Source organism: Litorivivens sp. (assembly GCF_057445395.1).
Genome location: NZ_JBVBUV010000015.1, coordinates 44,453 through 64,846 on the forward strand (window position 1 = coordinate 44,453; position 20,394 = coordinate 64,846).

At 55.4% G+C, this 20,394-nt stretch carries 17 protein-coding genes; 1 reads left to right on the top strand and 16 read right to left on the bottom strand.

The features are described from left to right. Positions 1-6: 6 nt before the first annotated feature. Complete coding sequence (locus AC222A_RS06770; protein ID WP_486774780.1) at positions 7-3,123, bottom strand: efflux RND transporter permease subunit; 3,117 nt, start codon at positions 3,121-3,123, stop codon at positions 7-9. Then, entirely contained in the window at positions 3,120-4,169 is a 1,050-nt protein-coding gene (locus AC222A_RS06775; protein ID WP_372759091.1) for an efflux RND transporter periplasmic adaptor subunit, read from the bottom strand. The genes AC222A_RS06770 and AC222A_RS06775 overlap by 4 nt, the downstream gene beginning before the upstream one ends. Positions 4,170-4,304: 135 nt before the next feature. Here AC222A_RS06775 and AC222A_RS06780 point away from each other — a divergent pair, with 135 nt between their 5' ends. Continuing rightward, positions 4,305-4,949, top strand: coding sequence for a TetR/AcrR family transcriptional regulator (locus tag AC222A_RS06780; protein ID WP_372765389.1), 645 nt, complete (start codon positions 4,305-4,307; stop codon positions 4,947-4,949). On the opposite strand, the gene AC222A_RS06785 is transcribed toward AC222A_RS06780, so the two are convergent. From AC222A_RS06785 to AC222A_RS06850, 14 genes are all read right to left on the bottom strand, one after another. Next, positions 4,921-6,906 (bottom strand): transglutaminase TgpA family protein, encoded by a 1,986-nt coding sequence (locus AC222A_RS06785; RefSeq protein ID WP_372782489.1) that lies wholly within the window; start codon positions 6,904-6,906, stop codon positions 4,921-4,923. The two genes, AC222A_RS06780 and AC222A_RS06785, sit on opposite strands and share 29 nt — an antisense overlap. After that, positions 6,903-7,859 (bottom strand): DUF58 domain-containing protein, encoded by a 957-nt coding sequence (locus AC222A_RS06790; protein WP_372798021.1) that lies wholly within the window; start codon positions 7,857-7,859, stop codon positions 6,903-6,905. Before AC222A_RS06790 ends, AC222A_RS06785 begins: the two co-directional genes overlap by 4 nt. A 6-nt stretch (positions 7,860-7,865) precedes the next feature. Next, positions 7,866-8,774 carry an AAA family ATPase gene (locus AC222A_RS06795; protein ID WP_372748701.1) on the bottom strand — a complete coding sequence of 303 codons (909 nt, stop codon included), beginning with the start codon at positions 8,772-8,774 and terminating at the stop codon, positions 7,866-7,868. 15 nt (positions 8,775-8,789) lie between these two features. Then, positions 8,790-9,995: an O-succinylhomoserine sulfhydrylase gene (locus AC222A_RS06800; protein ID WP_372748702.1), complete on the bottom strand. Its 1,206-nt coding sequence runs from the start codon at positions 9,993-9,995 to the stop codon at positions 8,790-8,792. 43 nt (positions 9,996-10,038) lie between these two features. Then, the gene (gene purF / locus AC222A_RS06805; RefSeq protein ID WP_372749820.1) at positions 10,039-11,562 is read right to left on the bottom strand and encodes an amidophosphoribosyltransferase; all 1,524 of its coding nucleotides are present in this window, start codon (positions 11,560-11,562) and stop codon (positions 10,039-10,041) included. A gap of 14 nt (positions 11,563-11,576) precedes the next feature. Continuing rightward, the gene (locus AC222A_RS06810; RefSeq protein ID WP_372749819.1) at positions 11,577-12,101 is read right to left on the bottom strand and encodes a CvpA family protein; all 525 of its coding nucleotides are present in this window, start codon (positions 12,099-12,101) and stop codon (positions 11,577-11,579) included. 68 nt (positions 12,102-12,169) lie between these two features. Next, positions 12,170-12,796, bottom strand: a complete 627-nt coding sequence (locus tag AC222A_RS06815) for an SPOR domain-containing protein (protein WP_372749818.1) — start codon at positions 12,794-12,796, stop codon at positions 12,170-12,172. Beyond that, complete coding sequence (locus AC222A_RS06820; protein ID WP_372798025.1) at positions 12,797-14,077, bottom strand: bifunctional folylpolyglutamate synthase/dihydrofolate synthase; 1,281 nt, start codon at positions 14,075-14,077, stop codon at positions 12,797-12,799. After that, positions 14,074-14,958, bottom strand: a complete 885-nt coding sequence (gene accD / locus AC222A_RS06825; RefSeq protein ID WP_372750252.1) for an acetyl-CoA carboxylase, carboxyltransferase subunit beta — start codon at positions 14,956-14,958, stop codon at positions 14,074-14,076. The genes AC222A_RS06820 and accD overlap by 4 nt, the downstream gene beginning before the upstream one ends. Before the next feature lie 35 nt (positions 14,959-14,993). After that, positions 14,994-15,803 (bottom strand): tryptophan synthase subunit alpha, encoded by an 810-nt coding sequence (trpA, locus tag AC222A_RS06830; protein WP_372750251.1) that lies wholly within the window; start codon positions 15,801-15,803, stop codon positions 14,994-14,996. A gap of 26 nt (positions 15,804-15,829) precedes the next feature. Beyond that, a complete protein-coding gene (gene trpB, locus AC222A_RS06835) occupies positions 15,830-17,047 on the bottom strand; it encodes a tryptophan synthase subunit beta (RefSeq protein ID WP_372763777.1) in 1,218 nt (405 codons plus the stop codon). Beyond that, entirely contained in the window at positions 17,037-17,657 is a 621-nt protein-coding gene (locus AC222A_RS06840) for a phosphoribosylanthranilate isomerase (protein ID WP_372749492.1), read from the bottom strand. The genes trpB and AC222A_RS06840 overlap by 11 nt, the downstream gene beginning before the upstream one ends. Before the next feature lie 71 nt (positions 17,658-17,728). Next, positions 17,729-18,577: a tRNA pseudouridine(38-40) synthase TruA gene (gene truA / locus AC222A_RS06845; RefSeq protein WP_486774781.1), complete on the bottom strand. Its 849-nt coding sequence runs from the start codon at positions 18,575-18,577 to the stop codon at positions 17,729-17,731. Positions 18,578-18,639: 62 nt separating this feature from the next. Continuing rightward, the coding region (locus tag AC222A_RS06850; RefSeq protein WP_486774782.1) for a motility hub landmark protein FimV at positions 18,640-20,394 on the bottom strand (1,755 nt) is incomplete at its 5' end.

Genomic DNA, 20,394 nt, shown 5'->3' on the forward strand with positions numbered 1-20,394 from the left:
GGAGCGCTACTGGTTGACCACAATCTGCCGCTCCTCGCGATGACCTTCAGACCGCACACCATTTTCTCTTTTTAGCAAAGTAAGCAGAAAAGGTTTTCGCAACACCATAAATGCCGCCGGCACGAAGTACAGCGATAAAATGGTGGCCAAAGCCGTGCCACCTGCCAGCACAATGGCAAACGGCGGCCAGAAGCCTCCACCGCCAAGTATCAACGGCAACAGACCAAAAACCGTCGTGATAGTGGTCGATGTAATATGGCGAGTACATTCACTCACCGAACTGACGATAGCCTGTCGATCGGCCGCCATTGCTCGCGCATTCACTTTCAGCTCACTGAGAATAATGATTGCCGCATTTACCGCCAGACCAATCAGTCCCATCAGAGCGATGATGGAAGTGAAACCGAATGGAAAGGCACTTAACGACAAACTTAACATCCCTAACCCGGCTGCCTGACCGGCCACAATAAAAATAACCAGTGAGAAACGGAAGGAATTGAAGGCCATCAGAACAGCAACCAGCATTAACACCGCGATCAGGCTGACGCTGCTCAGAAGTTTCGACAGTGCTTGATCTCGGTTTTCACTATCCCCGCCAATCTGCAACTGCACTCCGGCCGGGATTTCTACACCTTCTGATTCGATCCCTTTCTTAAGCCGCGCCAATACCACCGACGGCAAAACACCGTCACGGAGATAAACCTGAACCTTGTTCAAACGCAATCCGTCGCGGCGAGTAATTTGTGCCGGCGCTGGACGCAGCTCCGTATCGGCAATCGCCATCAGTGGGCGCGGGCCACGGGCAAGGGTTATCGGCAGCAGATCGAGCTCATCTACAGCCACCGCAGAAATGCCGGCGACGCGAACTCGCACCGGTAACTGCTCTGTTGCTTCAAGCATTGAGCCACGTTCAATACCATTCAGGTCAGCGCGTAATTTCGTTGAAAGGTCGGTAGGAGCAGCGCCACCAACGCGTGCTTTCACCGGATCCACCTGGAGCCAGACCTTTGGGACAACTTCACCGAGAGAATTGCGCGCGTGGATTACGTCCTCCGTCGCCAAGGCGATACGGCGAATGTCCTCACCAACCTTTTTCAACTGTTCGATGTCGGAACCCAACAGCCTTAATTCCACTGGCGCGTCGGCCGGGGGGCCCTGCTCAAGGCGACGCACAATCACCTGGTAACGCGGAAAACGCGCATCAATTTCGCGTTGCAACTCTTTCACCAGGCGGTTGGCAACTCGATAGTCACTGGTGGTTATCATTGCCTGGGCGTAGTTTTGCGCACCGTCTTTGCCCTGTTTCAGGTTGTAATAAAACGACGGCGCACTGCTGCCCACAAACCAGTTGAGCCCGGTAATGCCCGAATACTCCGCCATCAATCCGGAAATTTCGCGGGTCGCATTCAGCGTGGCTTCGATACCAGCCGAGGCTGGCAAATATACCTCCACGTTGAGCATATCCCGATCAGATACCGGGAAAAACTGTTCCGGCAGCTTACTGGCTTGCACAAATCCAAGCACCGGCAACAGTGTAATAACCACCATGGTCAATCGCGGTTTCTTCAAAGCCCAATTGAGACTGCGAGCAAACAGTGCGGCCAAACCTGGCGCCTGAAGTCCGTGCGCCTGGCCCTTGGATAACCAGCGTCCGGCCAAAGGCGCAATCACGAACAGTGATATCAGCCAGGAACCTACCAGTGAGCCAATAACGGCCAGTGCGATGCCCCCAATAAATTCGCCGGCGGGACCTGGCATCAACACCAAGGGCATAAAGGCAAGCACCGTGGTCAGCGTTGAGCCCAGCAGGGGTATCCAGAGATGACTGAAGGTGAGAGCAGCCGCCTGCACCACGCTTTTCCCATCGCGCCGATAACGCATCACCGTGTCGGCAACCACTATCGCATTATCTACCATAATACCCAGCGCAACGATAAGCCCCGTCACCGACATTTGGTGAATTGGCAAATCAATCAGCCTCATACAGGCCAGTGAAAACAGCGTAGTCAGTGGTAATGCAGCGGCCACAATAATCGCTGACCGCCAGCCCAGGGTTATCCACAGTACCGACAGAATCAACACAAAACCCAGTGCCAGGCTTTCCAGCAGGTCCCCAAGCCGTAATTGGTTGTAGCGCTCTTGAACGAACAGTTCTTTAAGCGCTACCTCGCGGGGAAGCCCCTGCTCAAAATCAGCCGCAACCTGCCGTATTTTTTCAGTCCAGCGATCGCCTCGAACATCAAACAGCATACGCACCGCAATCACAACAGAACGCTTGCCATCGATAATGGCATAGTCGTTTGCTGGCGTTACCTCCGCGCGATAGACGCGAGCAACGTCGCCCAGCTGCAATGAAATACCATCGTCACTGGTGACCAAGGGCAGGCCCCGCACGTCTTCAACACGAGAAAAAGCGCCCGATACTTCCAGCGACATGCGATGACTGCTGTTATGCAACTCACCTGATGCCCCTTTTGCATCAACCTGCGCCACACGCTGACTTACCGCGTTGGCGTCCAGGCCGAGAGACGCAATTTTTACCGGGTCGATATCAACCCTTACTTCTTCGCGGGGCTGACCAAATATTTTTACCTGAGCGGTACCGTGGGTGTTGACCATGCGCGAGGCAAGCTCACTGGCGTGACGACTGAGCACATCGATGTTGTTACCAGCGCCTTCCCACGACAAAGCTGCTATCCAGGTAAATGCGTAGGAACGATCATTATCGAGTACTGGCTCAGAAACCTCGGCAGGTAATTGGCTGCGCGCCTGCCGAATTTTGTCTCTCGCCTCAGCCCAAAGCCCATCAGTGTTTTCCGCCGTGACCGCGTCTTCGAGTTCAATCACCAGTGAGGCTACCCCGGAGCGGGCTGTTGCCGTCAGGTGCTCGATCTCCGGAATTTCCCGCAAGGCCTGCTCAAGCGGTTCAATCACCAGCGCTTCGACGCGCTCGGCACTGGCTCCAGGAAAATGAACAACCACCGTCGCGTGACGATTGGTCATAAAGGGATCTTCGATACGCGGCAGATTCTGCAATGCACCCAGACCGGCAACCAGCACCAATGCAATGATCAGTGTGACTATACGCGGATTACCCAGTAATTTTTCCAATGGGCGGCTCATTGCTTGGCAACCTCCACCTCTTGTCCAGCGGCGTAACGATGAACGCCATTGGCTACCACCTGTGTACCCGCCGCCAGACCTGCACTAACGAACACTCGCTCACCCGCCTGATACAACGGCGTTACGCTACGTTTTTCCAGCACCTTCTGGTCATTGAGCGTATACACCGCCCAGGTGCCACGATAGCCCTCCAACAGTGCAGAAAGTGGTAACCAGAAGCCCTCAGCCTCTACCCGCTGATCCAGCAGCATGTACACGATGCTGCCGTCAGCGACTTGCGTTGTAGCTGGAAAACGTATGCGCACGGAATGCGTTAACGTATTGGGATTCACCGTAACCGAAACCGACTCAACTTCCGCCTCGGTAGTACCAAACAGACCGCTAACCGTCACAGTCTGACCAGCGCTAACCGAGGATTTCATCACTTCCGGGATACCGATAACGGCTTCAGTATGGCTGGTCTCCACCAACTCCAGTGCTGGCTGCCCCTCTTTGACGATCACCCCGGAATCCACTGCCTTGGCAACGACTTCACCATCGAAGGGAGCCACCAGCACAGATTTCTCCAACCGCAAGGCAACGCCCTGTTGCTGCGCTCGCAGACGCTCGCGCTGGGCGCTAAGAATTTTGATATTGGCATTCAGATCATCGATCGACTGCTGCGCTGAATAACCTTTGCTCTGCAGACTTTGCTGACGTCGCAGGTCGCGTTCACTTTTCTCCAAACTCGCCTGCACCTCTGCCAGCGCGGCAGCCACTTCGTTGGCTTGCACCTCTAACAGGCGGCGGTCCAGCTCAACCAGTACATCACCCTGTTTGACCTTGTCGCCATTTTCAACGTGAACAGCGTTTACCGTGCCAGGGAGCTCAAAAGCCAGTGCGGAGCGCTGTGCAGCAACCGCGCGACCGGAAAAACGGCGGTTGGCCAGATAACTGTCTTGAGGTGCGACCTGAACAATATTTACCGGATGCCGGTAGACGTCGCCCGCAACCACTTGCACAGCATTTACCAATGTCAGCACCAAAACCACGGCACGCAAAATCATGTGAAACTCCAAAAAGCGAATAACGACAGCTACTCATACTGGACAGTCCAGTCCAGGCTATTAAACCTAGACTAGACAGTCCAGTCTAGTTTAATTAAAGTGAATTCACTTTGATTCATGCACAAGGTTTCTGCAGTGTCCCAAACCGCAACGCTCGACAATCGCGCAGCCCCAGGTCGCAACAAGGATGAAGACAAGGGAAACCAGATACTGGAGGCCGCTGGCGCGCTCTTTCTCAATGAGGGCTTCAGCACGGTCAGCATGGCGCAGATCGCCCGTCACGCGGGCGTTTCAAAGCAGACGGTTTACAGCCACTACGGCAGCAAGGAAGCCCTTCTCTCAGCTGCCATTGAAAAAAAGTGCGCTGACTATGAGATCAACAGCCATACGCCGGACTACGATCGGCCAGTTCGCGACTACCTTCATGATTTTGCTCAACATTTCAATGATCTGGTAACGTCCGAGGCCGGTATCGGCATTCATCGGATCTGCATTGCCGAAGCCGACAAACCCAGTCGGATTGCCGAGCTGTTCTGGCATGCGGGACCAGAGCCCATCAAGCAGCAGTTAACGCAATATTTAGAAGAGCAGGTAAAACGTGGCAGGCTGCACATCGACAATGTCCAATTTGCCGCCGACCAGCTGTTGTTCATGATCAAATCGGATGTACATATGCGCGGTGTTCTCGGCCTGCCCACAGATCAAGCCCGTCGCGAGTTACCCGCCTATCTGGAAAGTTGCCTGAACGTGTTTATGAGGGCTTACGGGGTCGACGATTGAGCGGGTTCTGTCGGGCGAGCTTGCGCAAACTCTGAACCGCTTCCGAATGCTCCACCCCGCCGACAGGCCGGTAGCTCGCCGCCGTAAACTGCTCGGTCACCGCGTTAATCCACTCGGCCAGCTCCGGCTTTGTTAACGCAACCCGTCGAGCAAAATCTCCGGGGGTTTCCCCTGCGCTGCGTTCCAAGCCCTGCGCCTTAAGTTTGTCGCAGCAGCGCCGGTAGGCGCGCACCTCCGCCACAGCAGGTTTTCGTCGGCGCCAGGAAACCGTCAACAATGCACTGATGACTAATGGTGCCGCCAAGGCAAACAGAATGATTAACGCCAACCGCTGATTATCGATACTGCCAAATAGCTTATTGAGAATATCCCACTGGCGTTCGCTATCGAAATTGACAATCCAGCGCACCCATTGATATTCGACCTGATCCAGCCACAAGCGCAAGCGGTACACGAATTTCAAACCGCTGAAACGGCGCAATGAAACCGCACTATCGGCAAGAAACCCGCTTTGCCCCGCTAGCGCGATATCCGCACCGAGCTCAATGCGGTCCGGGGCAACCCAGCCGGTAGGATCAACACGCACCCAGCCACTGTTTTCAAGCCAGACCTCAGCCCAGGCGTGGGCGTCCGACTGGTGCACCAGCAGGTAGCCGCCGCTCTCATTGCGCTCGCCGCCCTGGTAGCCCACCACAATCCGTGCTGGCACCCCGGCAGCTCGCATTAACACCACGAAACTGCTGGCATAGTGCTCACAAAACCCTCGGCGCTGGCCGAAAATAAAGTCGTCGACCGAATGCTCACCCAACACCGGCGGCTCAAGCGTGTAGACGAAGGGAGCCGAGCGAAAAAAGCGCTGTGCGGCAGTAACACGCTCCGCCGGTGCCAAGTCACGCCAGTTTGCAGCCAGGGCTCTGGCCTGAGGGTTATAACCTGAAGGGAGCTGGAGGTTTCTAAAGCGCTCATAGTTTTCCAGTGCAGTCTTGAGCCCCGCTTCGGGGTAACTGGTTGCCTCGTAGCGTACGCGGCCAATCAGTGCCGAACGAGTAAGCCATTGAAACTTTGTATCTTGGCTCACACCCTCCCTGCTAACCTCTGCGGGAGCAAGAACATACAGCCATTCATGCACGCCATGTTCAAGAATGACTTCATAACTCACGCCAGGCCCGGTGTAAGTGCCAGGCTCCTCGCTACGCCTGCCAAATCTATCGCGAGTCCATTCCCTGCCGTCAAAACTGTCGAGCACCAGACCACGCCAGTAGAGATCCGGTTGGGCAGGAATATTGCCGGTAAAGCTTGCGCGAAAGGCGAGCTCAGAAGATCGACTCAGTTTTGACACGTCACCGGGCGACATGGAGTCACTAACGCCGGTGGTGCCAGACTCGCCCGGTAGCGGCACCGACCACAACGGCCCGAAGCGTGGAAAAACCACAAAGAGAATCAGCATCAGTGGAATCGATTGCGCAAAAACCCGGCCAGTAGAGGCCAGCATGGGCTTCACAGCAGCCTGAGGTCGGAATAATGCCTGCTGCGCCATCAGCAATATCAAAAGCTGACACACGGCGATAATCACCGTGCTGATGGAGGTACTGAAAATGAAACCGCAGGCCACCAGGAAGTAGCACAGCATCAACAGCAACCAGTGGTCTCTCAGCGTCTTCAATTCGAGGAGTTTCAGAATGAAGGCGGTAATCAGCAGCGCTACCTGCGGCTCCAGGGACATCGCGGTGCGGTACTCAAAACCAATGCCCAACAGCGCGATTGCCGCCAGCGCCCAAGTGACTTTTCTTCCGGGAAAACGCCAGTCACCGCGAAATATCTTGAGGTACCACCACACCACGACACCCCATACCAGTGCGGTCCAGAGCGGCAGAATATCGAGGCGCGGCACGATCACAACCACCTGCGCTAAAAACAGCCACAGCAAGGCGTGCCTGCTGAGGTAATCGGCCTTCATGGCACTGCTCCGTTAAACAACGCCAGCGCTTTTAAACAGGCGTCGCGGTGACGATCCCCCTTGTGAGGGGGAAACTCTGTGCCCGGTAATCGCAGTCCGTACAGAACGTCTTCCTGTTCGCAGTGTAATACCCAGGCACACAATCCACTGAGCCGTGGCTCAATGCCGAGCGCCGGCAAGGCGTTCCAATCCAGCCAGATTTCCTGCTCGATGGATTCGGCGTGATCCATGATCAGCAGTGGCAGCCCTTTCGCATAAGCACGCCAATAGGCGCGGCGTAGAGAATCACCTGGCTGATACTGATGAAAACCCGCGAAATCGTCACCCCAGGACTGAGCAGTAACCGCTGTACCCTCCTGGTCACCGGCTTGAGGGGGAATATCGCCGGGCCAATAGGGCTTCGGGTAAACTAATGCCGTCCAGTCCAACTGAACCCAACTCCAGGTGCGCAGCAAGGCCAGTGGAAAATGGGATTCTAAACGGAGTCTCGGTGGCCGATAGAGGCCACGTTCCTCCGCCGGGTGCCGCAGCTCAAGCTGTCGTTCTTCGCCGGGCTTAAGCCAAACGGTCTGCAAACCCTGCTCCGGCCAACCGACCTGTATGGCAACCCGCTCGCGTGAGTGGCTGCGCAAAAACAAAGTGAATTTTGCCACATCGCCAGCAAAAGCGGTGCTGGCAGCGCCAGCCTGAAGTTCGAGACCAGAAAAATTCGCGTAGGTGTGAAAGATCACCACCAACAACAAACTGAAGAGCCAGAAGGTGAGACCGAAAATGAGGTTGTTCTGATAGTTGATGGCCATTGCCAACAGAATAGTCAGCAGCACAAGATAGCCAAGCCCCGTGCGCGACAAAAAGATGAAAATCCGTTTCTGCTCGAGCGTCACCGAGTTGACCGGCCTGATTCGCACCGCCAGCCACTTTTCCCAACGTTGCCGGATACGCTCGCGAATCATGGAAGATCAGGCCACAACCGGCACATCGTCCAACAGATGATCTATCAATGATCGACTGTCGCCGCCAGACTGAGATTCCCGCAGTCGATGGCCCGCGACCGGCTCCAGCACGATCTGCACATCCTCAGGTAATACGTAGTCGCGACCGGCCAACAGCGCCCAGGCTTTGGCACACTGCAGCAACGCCAGTGCGCCGCGAGTTGATAGACCGTAAGCAAAGTGTGAGTCGGTTCGGGTATAGGCCACGAGCCGCTGTAGATAGTCGAGCACGCTGTCACGCGCTTCAACGGTATCAACCTTGGCCTGCAGTTTTGTCAGCTCATCCGGGGTAACCACCGCGGATAGTTTATCCAGCAGATGCCGAGGGTCTGTGCCGGTCAGCAATTGCCGCTCAGATACAGCATCCGGGTACCCAAGGGAAATTCGCATCAAAAACCGGTCAAGCTGCGATTCCGGCAACGGGAAGGTGCCCGACTGAAATAGCGGATTCTGGGTGGCAATAACAAAAAACGGCCGGGGCAGTGGTCGAGTTTTCCCTTCGACTGTGACCTGAAATTCCGCCATGGCCTCCAGCAGCGCACTCTGGGTCTTGGGGCTGGCGCGATTGATTTCGTCCACCAGCAGCAGCTGAGTGAAAATGGGGCCGTTGTGAAACTGAAAGCCCCCTTCCCTACGATCAAAGATCGACACGCCAAGTACATCGGCCGGCAGCAGGTCGCTGGTAAACTGAATGCGCTGATAGTCTAACCCTGTCACACGCATCAAGGCCTGGGCCAGAGTGGTTTTCCCGACGCCCGGAAGATCCTCAATCAGCAAGTGGCCCCGGGCCAGCAGACAGCAGATAGCCAAGCGAACCTGCTGCTGTTTTCCAAGTAAAATAGAACCTACGGCGTTAACCAGGGCATCGGTTTTCATGGTTTGCAATCGCTGTTAGAGCGCAGCGAGACCCCGACCCAGATCGGCCTTCAGGTCTTCCACAGACTCCAGGCCTGCCGCTACGCGAATTAAATTGTCGGTGATGCCAGCAATGTCGCGATCTTCCTGACTTAAACGACCGTGGGTCGTTGTCGCAGGGTGCACGATTGTCGTCTTCGCATCGCCCAGATTCGCGGTAATGGACATCAGCCGGGTCGCGTCGATGAATTTCCAGGCACTCTCCTTACCGCCTTTCACTCTGAAGGATAACACACCACCAAAGGCGCGTTGCTGACGCGCCGCCAAGTCATGGCCCGGGTGGCTGCTTAAACCACTATAGAAGACTTTCTCAACCTTATCCTGCTCATCTAACCATTGCGCCAAGGCTAAGGCGTTAGCGGAATGGGCCTCCATTCTCAGACGCAGGGTCTCCAGCCCTTTAAGAAAAACCCAGGCATTGAAGGCACTCATAGTAGGCCCCGCAGAGCGGACAAACGCGAGGACTTCCGCCATTTGTTCGGCGCGCCCAACTACCGCCCCGCCGACACAACGCCCCTGCCCGTCCAGATACTTGGTGGCAGAATGAATCACGATATCAGCCCCTAACGCCAAGGGTTGTTGCAGCGCCGGCGTACAGAAACAGTTGTCCACCGCCAATAAACTGTTGGCAGATTTGGCAATTTGAGCAATAGCGGCGATATCGGCGATTTCCGCCAGCGGGTTGGATGGCGTTTCCAGGAAAAACAGTTTTGTCTGTGGACGTATTGCGTGCTTCCACTCATCAAGCACCGTGGGCGCAACAAAGGTGGTCTCAACGCCGAACTTGGCCAGGTATTTGGTGAACAGTACCGTTGTGGTTCCAAACACCGAGCGGGAACACACAATATGGTCGCCACTTTTCAACAAAGCCAGGCAAGTAGTCAGTATGGCGGCCATGCCCGACGAGGTTGCCACGCCTTGCTCAGCCCCTTCCAGCGCGGCTATCCGCTCTTCGAAGGTGCGCACCGTCGGGTTGGTGTAGCGAGAATATACATTGCCCGGCTGGTCACCGGAAAATCGTGCCGCGGCTTCCGCGGCATTGGCAAAAACATAACTCGATGTGGCGAAGATGGGTTCGGCATGTTCACCTTCATGGGTTCGAACCTGTCCCGCTCGCACAGCGCGTGTGTCGAGGTCAGCCTGTGCCAGTACATCGCGTCGTTGCTGGTCAATATCGGTCAATTCCGGCTCCGCCTTCTGGGTCAATGCATTGGGTTCAAAAAGGTCACGACATATCGTTGTGCAGGCCAATCAATGCGCCATCGGTGGTCAGCATCTGCTCGCGCTTTTCTTTCATCGCATCACTGCGATCCTGCGCCAATCGGTCGAGGTATGCCTGATCTACATCCATGGTAGCGTATTCGCCGGTAAACACAGAACAGTCAAAGCCTTTGATCTTTTTATTGCCCTCGCCAGAACTCGCAATAAGGGCGTCAAGATCCTGGTAAATCAGCCAATCTGCACCGATCAGCTCGGCCACTTCTTCTTCAGTTCGGCCGTGAGCGATCAGCTCATGCGCTGACGGCATATCAATACCGTAGACATTGGGGTAACGCACGGGTGGCGCTGCCGACGCGAAGTAGACCTTGGCCGCGCCCGCATCACGGGCCATTTCTATAATTTGTTCACAGGTCGTGCCGCGGACAATGGAGTCGTCAACCAGCAATACGTTTTTACCCTTGAACTCCAGGCCAATCGCATTGAGTTTCTGTTTGACCGATTTTTTGCGAACACTTTGTCCGGGCATGATAAACGTGCGACCGATATAACGGTTTTTCACCAAGCCCTCGCGAAATTTCACGCCTAGCCGCGCGGCCAATGACTGAGCAGCAATACGGCTTGAATCGGGTATCGGAATAACCACGTCGATATCGTGATCAGGTCGGAGCTTCAAAATTTTATCGGCCAGTCGCTCACCCTGCCGCAACCGCGCTTTATAGACAGAGACACCATCCATAATAGAATCCGGGCGAGCGAAATAAACGTGCTCAAAGATACACGGGTTCAGCTCTGTCTCCTCGGCGCACTGACGCATTTCGATGTTGCCATCGAAGTCGATGTATATCGCTTCACCGGGAGCCAGGTCCCGTACGACCTTGTAGCCAAGTGCATCCAGCGCCACACTTTCTGAGGCGATCATATACTCCGGCCCGTTTTTACCTTCACGCTTGCCGTAAACGATGGGACGAATGCCGTGGGGGTCACGAAAGCCGACAATGCCATAACCGGCGAGCATCGCCACGGCAGCGTAACCACCGATACAACGCTGGTGCACGCCACTGACCGCATGGAAAATATCGTCGGCGGTGGGCACCAGTTTGCCCAGTTTCTGCAGCTCGTGGGCAAAGATATTCAGCAGTACTTCCGAGTCTGACTCAGTGTTCAAGTGACGCAAATCCGACTGGTAAAGTTCTGTTGACAGTACATCGGAGTTGGTCAGGTTGCCGTTGTGTGCCAGCGAAATACCATAGGGAGAATTAACATAAAAAGGTTGTGCCAATGCGGGGCTGGAACTGCCCGCCGTCGGATAGCGCACATGGCCGATTCCGACGTTGCCCTGCAACTGCTGCATGTGCGTTGCGCGAAATACATCGCGCACCAACCCGTTTGCTTTGCGCTGATTAAGCCTGCCGTTGTGGCAGGTGACGATCCCGGCCGCATCCTGCCCGCGATGCTGTAGAACTGTCAGGGCATCGTAGATATCCTGATTTACGGGAGACTTGGCGACGATGCCAACTATGCCACACATGGTGCTACCTCTTTCTAAGCCCGATGCTTCGCCACCAGCGACGAAATCCAGGCGCTTACATCATTGAAACTTTGTTCAGACCAATCCCGCAGCTGCAGAAAGTGCGGGATCAAACTCGAATCCTGCCACCAGTGGTCCTGGTCGATATCGGTCAATAGGGTCGGTGCGAGCACCAACAGGGCCACGACGATAATAACGCCTCTGGCCGCACCAAAAATCATTCCCAACAAACGGTCGGTGCCGCCGAGCCCTGTCTTTTTGACAAACTCACTGAGCAGATAGGTGGTAATGGAACCAATGACCAATGTGCCGGCAAACAGGCTGACATAGGCGACCAGCTCCCGGATATACACTTTGTCGATTGCATTTTCGAGCAGGCCCATCATCTGTGGATGAAAGGTCATTGTGACAACGAAGGCGACGGCCCAAAAGGCCAGCGACAGCGCCTCTTTAACAAAGCCACGTATAAGACTGATAATGGCTGACGCCGCCAAAATACTTACGATGGCCCAGTCTACCCACAAAAATTCAGTCAGCACTGCCTTCGCCCTAGTGAATTTGCGCGAATTCTATCAAGCTATGCCGCCTTCGCCCAACTTAATTCGCCTCAGGGCGCATATTCGTGCAACAGCGCCTTGAGCTTGAAAGCACTTTCAATCTCGGCCTTGTGTTTTTCCGCTTGTGATTTCTTCAGTTCCGGCCCGACAAATACCCGCTGCATACTGCTGCCAGAAGGGGTTTTAACAGGCTTCACATAGGCGTCATAACCCTTGTCAGACAAACGCTTTTTTAGGCTTTCGGCATTGGCTTCGCTGCTGAAACTGGCCACTTGGATAACCCACGCTTGAGGCATGTCGCCCGCGGCTTTATCCGCGCTTGGCTTTTGCTTTTCAGCAACCTTTGCCGGCGTGCTCACCGGGGCCTTTGGTGGCTCGGCAGGACGCGGAGTCGGCGAGGCTTGCACAGGTTCGGTTTTCGGAGGCTCAGTAGCGACTTTTTTGTTGGCGCTGGTCAACGCAGGCACGGGTGGCTCTGGCAAGGGCTCAGGGTCGGCCACTTCAGGCACCTGGCGTGGCCGCTGCGGCTCGATTGGCGGCGGCTGAGTCACCACCGGCGCAGAAGGAATTTGCGTCGCCTCATTGACCTTATAGGCTGCGGGACCGGTAAACAGGATTGACCACAAAACCACGCCGCCACTCAGCAAAATCAGAGCCCCTACGAGGCGTTGTTTCATTTAGATATCCTCTTCCAGTGAACGCCTGGATTTGCGACGTTCAATGATTTCCATCACAGCGGCCACCGTAAACACCGAGCCAAATACAACCAACCGGTGCCCAGGTTCAAGCAGTGACACAGCGCGCGCAAATGCCTGACGCATATTTTTACTGACACTGATCATAGAGATACCCTGAGCGTGTAGCAATGGCGCTAAGTCTCGCGCAGGTTTGGCACGCGCATTACCGACCAGATCACCGAGGAACCAGGCGTCTATGACCGGCTTCATCGGCGCAATGATATCGCCGATGGCCTTATCACTCATTACCCCAAACAATGCGCAACAGCGCTCCACAGGTTCCAGGGTCTGCAAACGCGTAGCCAGCGCGCGGGCAGCCGCCGGGTTGTGTGAGACATCAAAAACGATATCAATGCCATCGAAGTCAATGCGCTGCTGGCGACCAGGCACTGATGAGGCCAGCGCCTGCCACTCCCGAACCACGACACCTTCCAGTAGAAGCGCCGCCTGAACAGCTGTGGCTATATTGGCAGGTAGCAGGGTGTAAGGCGCGCTGTAATCGACTTGTGTGCGATTCCCCTGGGCGTTTACCCCCTCAAAGTGGAGCCCTTCCAGTGCCGTTATCTGAAATTCCCGCCCCAGGCAATAGATCGGGCAGTTCAACGCATCAGCCTGTCGAAGTACGCTGGCGGGCGGCTCCGGATCACCGCAAATGACCGGCACCCCGGCCCTAAAAATACCGGCTTTTTCGGCGCCTATAGTCTCGCGATCATTTCCAAGCCAAGCCTGGTGATCCAAATCAATGGACGTTATCACGCACAGATCGGGATCGATGATATTGACCGCATCCAGTCGCCCTCCCAACCCCACTTCCAACACCAGATAATCGAGCCGTGCACCGGCGAAACTTTGCAATGCTGCCAGCGTTCCAAACTCAAAATAGGTCAACGCAACATCCTGCCGGCATTTATCAACAGCTTCAAAGGCAGCAATCAGCGCCTCATCCGTGAGTTCTTCACCGTTGATTCTCACCCGCTCGTTATAGCGCAGCAGGTGGGGCGAGGTGTACGCGCCAACGCGTTGGCCGGCATCCAGCAAGAGGTTTTGCAATAGCTCGACGACCGACCCCTTGCCATTGGTACCGGCAACGGTAATCACCTGCGTCGTAGAAAAATCGAGATTCAGGCGCTCGTAGACCTGAGATACCCGCTCCAATCCCAGCGCCATCGGCGCCGGGTGGAGCGTCTCCAGCCGTTGCAGCCAGTGAGAAAGGGTGGTCATTCCTGAGAATAAAAGGTCATGTTACCGAGAAGGCGACCGAGTGTTTCGCGTATATCCTGCCGATGAACAATCATATCTATCGCGCCATGCTCGAGCAAAAACTCACTGCGCTGAAATCCGGGCGGCAGTTTCTGACGGATGGTCTGCTCGATGATATTTGGACCCGCAAAGCCCGCTCGCGCGCCAGGCTCGGCAATATTGATGTCGCCCAGCAGCGCCAGGCTCGCCGACACCCCCCCATAGATGGGGTCGGTCATGAAGGAAATATAAGGTATACCTTCTTGTTTCATACGCTCGAGCACTGCGCTGGTCTTCGCCATCTGCATCAGCGAGATCAGTGCCTCCTGCATGCGTGCGCCGCCCGAGGCTGAGAAACACACCAACGGCACACGCTCTTCCAGTGCCACATTGGCAGCTTGGGTAAACTTCTCACCGACGGCATAGCCCATCGAGCCACCGTGAAAATTGAACTCGAATGCCACGGCAACCAGCGGCAACTGTTTCAGGGACCCTTTGTAGGCAACCAGCGCGTCTTTCTCACCAGTGGATTTCTGGGCCGCAGTGAGCCGATCCTTGTACTTGCGTTTATCCTTGAACTTAAGCCGGTCAACCGGTTCTATATGGGCCAGAATTTCTTCTCGCCCGTCGTCGTCCAGAAAAATGTCCAGCCGCCGTCGCGCGCCGATGCGGTGGTGGTGGTCGCATTTGGGACAGACATCTAGGTTTGCTTCCAGCTCAGGGCGATAGAGTACCGCGTCACATTTGACGCATTTTTTCCACAAGCCCTCGGGTATGGCACTGCCCCGCCCGTTTTCGTCGCGGCGATCTATCGGATTTTCCCGCCGCACAATTGACGGAACAATTTTATCAACCCAACTCATGACGCTTCCTGTTACGTATCAAATCGCGTTGTATTCTAACCACTTAAAGCGTCAAGTGCATGACGGATATCGCGAATTAATGTTGTCGCCTCCAACACGTCACCCCCGTTCACAGCTGCTTCAGCAACGGCACTAACCAACGCACTGCCGACTACCACCCCATCACAGCAGGCTGCCACCTGCGTTGCCGTTTCCGCATTTTTGATACCAAAACCCACAGTAACGGGGAGATTGGTATGAGCCTGTATGCGGCCCATCAGCTGCTTAACCTGTGCAATATCAATATTGCCGGCACCAGTCACGCCTTTTAGTGATACGCAGTAGAGATAGCCGCCGGCAAGCCCAGCGACCTTCGCAATTCGCTCATCTGTAGTCGTTGGCGCCAACAGAAAGATATTGTCCAACTCATGTTTGGCCAGTGCCTGATTGAGATCATCCGCTTCTTCCGGCGGCATATCGACAATCAATACACCATCGACCCCTGCTTTGCCGGCACGCTCGGAAAACTGGTCATAGCCCATCCGCTCTACTGGATTGGCGTACCCCATCAACACAATCGGGGTTTCCTGATCCTGCGCGCGAAATTCCGCAACCAGCTCCAGTATTCGCGACAGACTCACCGCATGCACCAGCGCACGCTCATGCGCCAACTGAATAACGGGGCCTTCCGCCATTGGGTCGGAAAAAGGCACTCCGATCTCAAGAATATCCGCCCCTTGAGCAACCAGCTTGTGCATCAGCGGCAACGTGCGCTCCATATCCGGGTCGCCAGCGACAATATAAGGCACCAACGCTTTGCGGCCACTGGCACGCAGCGAATCAAATTTGGCAGTTAAACGACTCAAAGCTACTTCCTTTAGATTAACGGGCTTCAGGTTAACTCAATGCCGTCGATTTCAGCGACGGTATGTATATCTTTGTCCCCACGCCCGGACAGGTTGATCAACACGATTTGGTCTTGCGACAGGGACTTAGCCAGTTTCTTGCCATAGGCCAGTGCATGACTGGATTCCAGCGCCGGCATAATACCTTCAACCAGTGTCAGCTCACGAAATGCCGCCAGCGCTTCATCGTCGTTGATGCTGACGTAGTGCGCACGGCCAATATCCTTGAGCCAGGAATGTTCAGGCCCAACGCCCGGATAATCCAAGCCGGCAGATACCGAGTGAGTGTGAATAATCTGGCCATTATCATCCTGCATTAGATAGGTACGATTGCCGTGCAATACGCCCGGCGTGCCCGCGCTCAGCGGGGCTGCATGCTTGCCGGTTTCAACTCCGTGACCGCCAGCTTCAACGCCGTACATAGCAACATCCTCGTCATTGAGGAAGGGATGGAACAAGCCAATCGCATTGGAGCCACCGCCTACGCAAGCCACCAGCGCATCGGGCAACTTGCCCGTCTGCTCCTGGCACTGACGCCGTGCTTCGCGGCCAATAATCGATTGAAAATCACGTACGAGCTGTGGATACGGGTGCGGGCCCGCCACGGTACCAATAATATAGAAGGTGTCATCTACGTTGGTTACCCAATCCCGCATCGCCTCATTCATGGCATCTTTCAGCGTGCGCGAACCGGATTTAACCGGAATAACTTCGGCACCCAGCAGTTTCATGCGGTAAACATTCAGCGCCTGACGATGAACGTCTTCTTCGCCCATAAACACATGACAGCTCATGCCCAAGCGCGCGGCTACTGTGGCCGACGCGACACCGTGTTGGCCGGCGCCAGTTTCCGCAATAATTCGCGTTTTGCCCATATGCTTGGCGAGCAAGGCCTGGCCAATGGTGTTGTTAACCTTGTGCGCGCCGGTATGGTTCAGATCTTCCCGTTTGAGATAAATCTGCGCACCGCCGGTTTCCCGCGACCAGCGCTCGGCATGGTAAAGCGGAGACGGTCTGCCGACATACTGTGCAAGATCCCGGTCAAACTCCGCCTGAAAGCTTGGGTCGTTGCGCAAACTCTCATAAGCTTTTTCAAGCTCATCCAGGGCGCACATCAGTGTTTCAGATACAAACCTCCCGCCATAAGGGCCGAAATGGCCGCGCGTATCCGGAAACTTTGCGTAATCTATCGCCTTACTCACGATTTACTGCCTCTATAAATGCTTCAATTTTGTCTGCTGACTTTATGCCGGGGCTTTCTTCTACCCCACCGCTGACATCGACTGCTGCCGGCCTGATGGCCCGAATCGCTTCACTCACATTGCCAGCGTTTAAACCACCGGCCAGAATAATACTGCTGCGCAGTGCTGTTGGGATGCTTTGCCAATCAAACACCTCACCAGTGCCGCCAGCGACCCCAGGCTTGTAACTGTCGAGTAAAACACCCATCGCCGACGGGTACTGGTCCACCGTTGCCTGAAAGTCGACGCCGGGCTTGGCGCGCAGCGCCTTGATATAAGGCAGACCAAACTGCCGACAGAACGCTTCGCTTTCGTCGCCGTGAAACTGCAGTCTATCGAGGCCGACCTGCCGTATAACCTGCTCGACGTCCTCTGCCGACGGATTTACGAACAACCCCACCCGCGATATAAACGGACCGACGGCTCGTGCAATTTCGACTGCCTGATCAACACTAATATTGCGCGGGCTTGGCTTGTAGAACACCAGTCCAATGGCATCGGCTCCCAACGCGTAGGCAATTCTGGCATCGCTTACTCGGGTAATACCGCAAATTTTAACGCGAGTTCGAGGCACACAGATTCCTGAAATTGTTGACTGGGAGGGCGCCGATTCTAGCAGACTGGCGGTAGCTTTGCCTCCACCAATCAATCCAGTAGTGGCGCGATAAACCCGGGCCCCGGCACCGTTGCAGGCAGCGCGAACTCCGGTGGGTAGTCGACGTCTATCAGGTACAAGCCATTGGGCGGCGCAGTGGCTGCGGCCAATGTGCGGTCCCGGCTTTCCATTAGGCTCGCCACCCACTCGGGTTCTGACTCACCACGGCCAACCACCGCCAAGGTACCGGCAATATTTCTGACCATGTGGTGTAAGAACGCATTCGCCTTGATATCCAGTACGGTGAAATCGCCGGTTTGGGTCACCCGCGCGTGGCTAACAAAACGCATAGGACTACGAGACTGACACCCGGCCGCTCGAAACGCGCTAAAATCTCGCTCGCCCAGTAGATTCTGGGCCGCAAGGTGCATGGCTTTAGCGTCTAGCGGCGTTCTGATCCAGGTCACATTGCGACGCAACAGAGCCGGACGCGTTGCCTGAGTATAGAAAATATAGCGATAACGGCGCGCAATCGCACTGAACCGTGCGTTGAACTCGACGGGCACAGGGCTTACCCACTTAACCGCAATATCCCCAGGCAGGTTTGAATTCACCCCCATTACCCAAGCTGCTTCGGGCCGTGCCGATGGCGCGTCAAAATGGACGACCTGATGAGAGGCATGGACCCCGCTGTCAGTGCGACCCGCGCATTGCACAACAACAGGTGCATCAGCCACCTTACTTAGCGCTTGCTCGAGACAGCCCTGAACAGTCGGCGCGTTTGGTGACGCCTGCCGCTGCCACCCGCTGTACTGCGTACCGTCATATTCCAGAGCAAGGGCAAGCCGGCTTCCCGGCGGAAAAACCCTAGAGCGGGAAAGACGCTTGTCAATTGTCATGGAATACTAAAAAGAACAGTGGAGAGAATTGAAAAGGCGCCGCTAGCGGCGCCTTTGGGAGATCAGAGCCTGGACAGAAGTTCAGTCGCATCCTGTTTCTGCTCTTCATTACCTTCGCTGAGTACCTCTTCGAGCATCTCGCGCGCACCCTCGGCATCACCCATATCGATATAGGCTCTAGCGAGATCAAGCTTGGTCGCCACCTCATCGCTATTGCCGAGAAGGCCGAGATCGTCGCTCATATCGTCTTCTAGACTGTCGAGATCATCCAGCGCATCGTCTTCATCCAGCTTGATATCAACGAAACTGTCGTCAAGGGAATCACTTGGATCCGCCACGGGCGTTTCAGCACCGGGCTCGGACGCTGTTTCCGGCTCTGCCAACGACGGCGTGTCTGTTGCCGTCGTTTTAGACAGTTCATCTGTACTTTCCAGCGTCAGATCATCGTCCAGATCAAAGCTGAATTCGTCTTCATTGGCCTGCTGGTCGGCACCCGCCAATGTCTCTGTTGGTTTGGCCGAATCCGTATCGAGTGAGAGCTCGTCGTCCAGATCAAAACTGAAATCATCGTCTTCTGCGGCCGAAGGCTCCGCACTGACTTCAGTCAGGCCGCTTGCTGGCGCAGGCTCCTCAGCTACCGGGGGCTCACCCTGTGGCGACAGGATCAGCGTATCTTCTGAGTCGTCCTCCAGGTCTGCACTTAGCTCTTCCAGAGAAAATTCATTATCCTTTTTGTCGGCATCGACATTACCCGCTGAACCGGTGTCCTCAGTCTCGTTGAGAGAGTCCAGAGAGAAATCGTCGTCGAGATCCAGGTCGAATGCCAGCTCATCGTCATCGAGCTCAGCATCTTCGGTCCGCGGCTGCGCAAGTGACACGTCGGCGGGCTCGTTGGTGTCGGGCTGCGGCACTGCAGATTCAAGAGAGGCTTCCAACTCATCATCGAGATTGAAATCGTCAAGCTCAAGATCCAGCTCACTGTCATCAGTTGCAGCGCCCTGCTCGCCCGCCGCCGGCTGCGCCGGTTTACGAATCAGGGTGTCACCAAAATCATCTTCGAGGTCAAAATCGAAGTCGTCTGAGTCTGCGCTTTCACCCGAAGCGCCAGTAGAGACGCCCCCTGACAATGAATCCACGGCGAGTGCATCGGATGCCGTGTCATTCTCTCGCAGCCAGTCACTTACCCCTTCAACAGCCGACATGTTTTCTTTGACTTCGGCCACTGCGTCCTGGTCGCCCAGCGCTTCCAACGCGTGGAATTCGCTGACAAAACTTTCTTTGTCGCGGGTTTCCAGATAAACACTCAACAGCTTGGTTCGCAGGTCGGTTCGACCCGGCTCCTTGCCAATCGCATTTTTCAACATTTGCGCGGCCTGCTCGTAGCGTCCGTACGCTACGTAGATTTCAGCCTCAGCCAATGCATCATCGGTTTCCGGTTCGACAGAAGACGGATCAAGCGAAATCGTTTCGGACAGATCATCATTGACGTCATCGCCGGCGCTACCCTTGATCTCCTCGTCGCTGATGAGATCATCGAAATCGTCGAAGGTATCGTTGCCACTATCACCTTTCGGCTCTGCTGCGCGGTTGGGCTCGATAATTAACGTTGTGTGGCCGGCATCGTCATCGTCGTCTTCGGCCAGACTGTCATCATCACCAAAGGCGTCAAAGCCAGACTCGGAAAATCCAGCCGCTTCCGCTGCCTCATCGTCTCTGCTGGCGTCGAATGCTGCCTTGGTTTTGTTCTGTCCAACGCGGCGTAATAACAGGGCGATCAGCCCCAACAACAGCACACCCGGCACGCCGTATTTTACGGC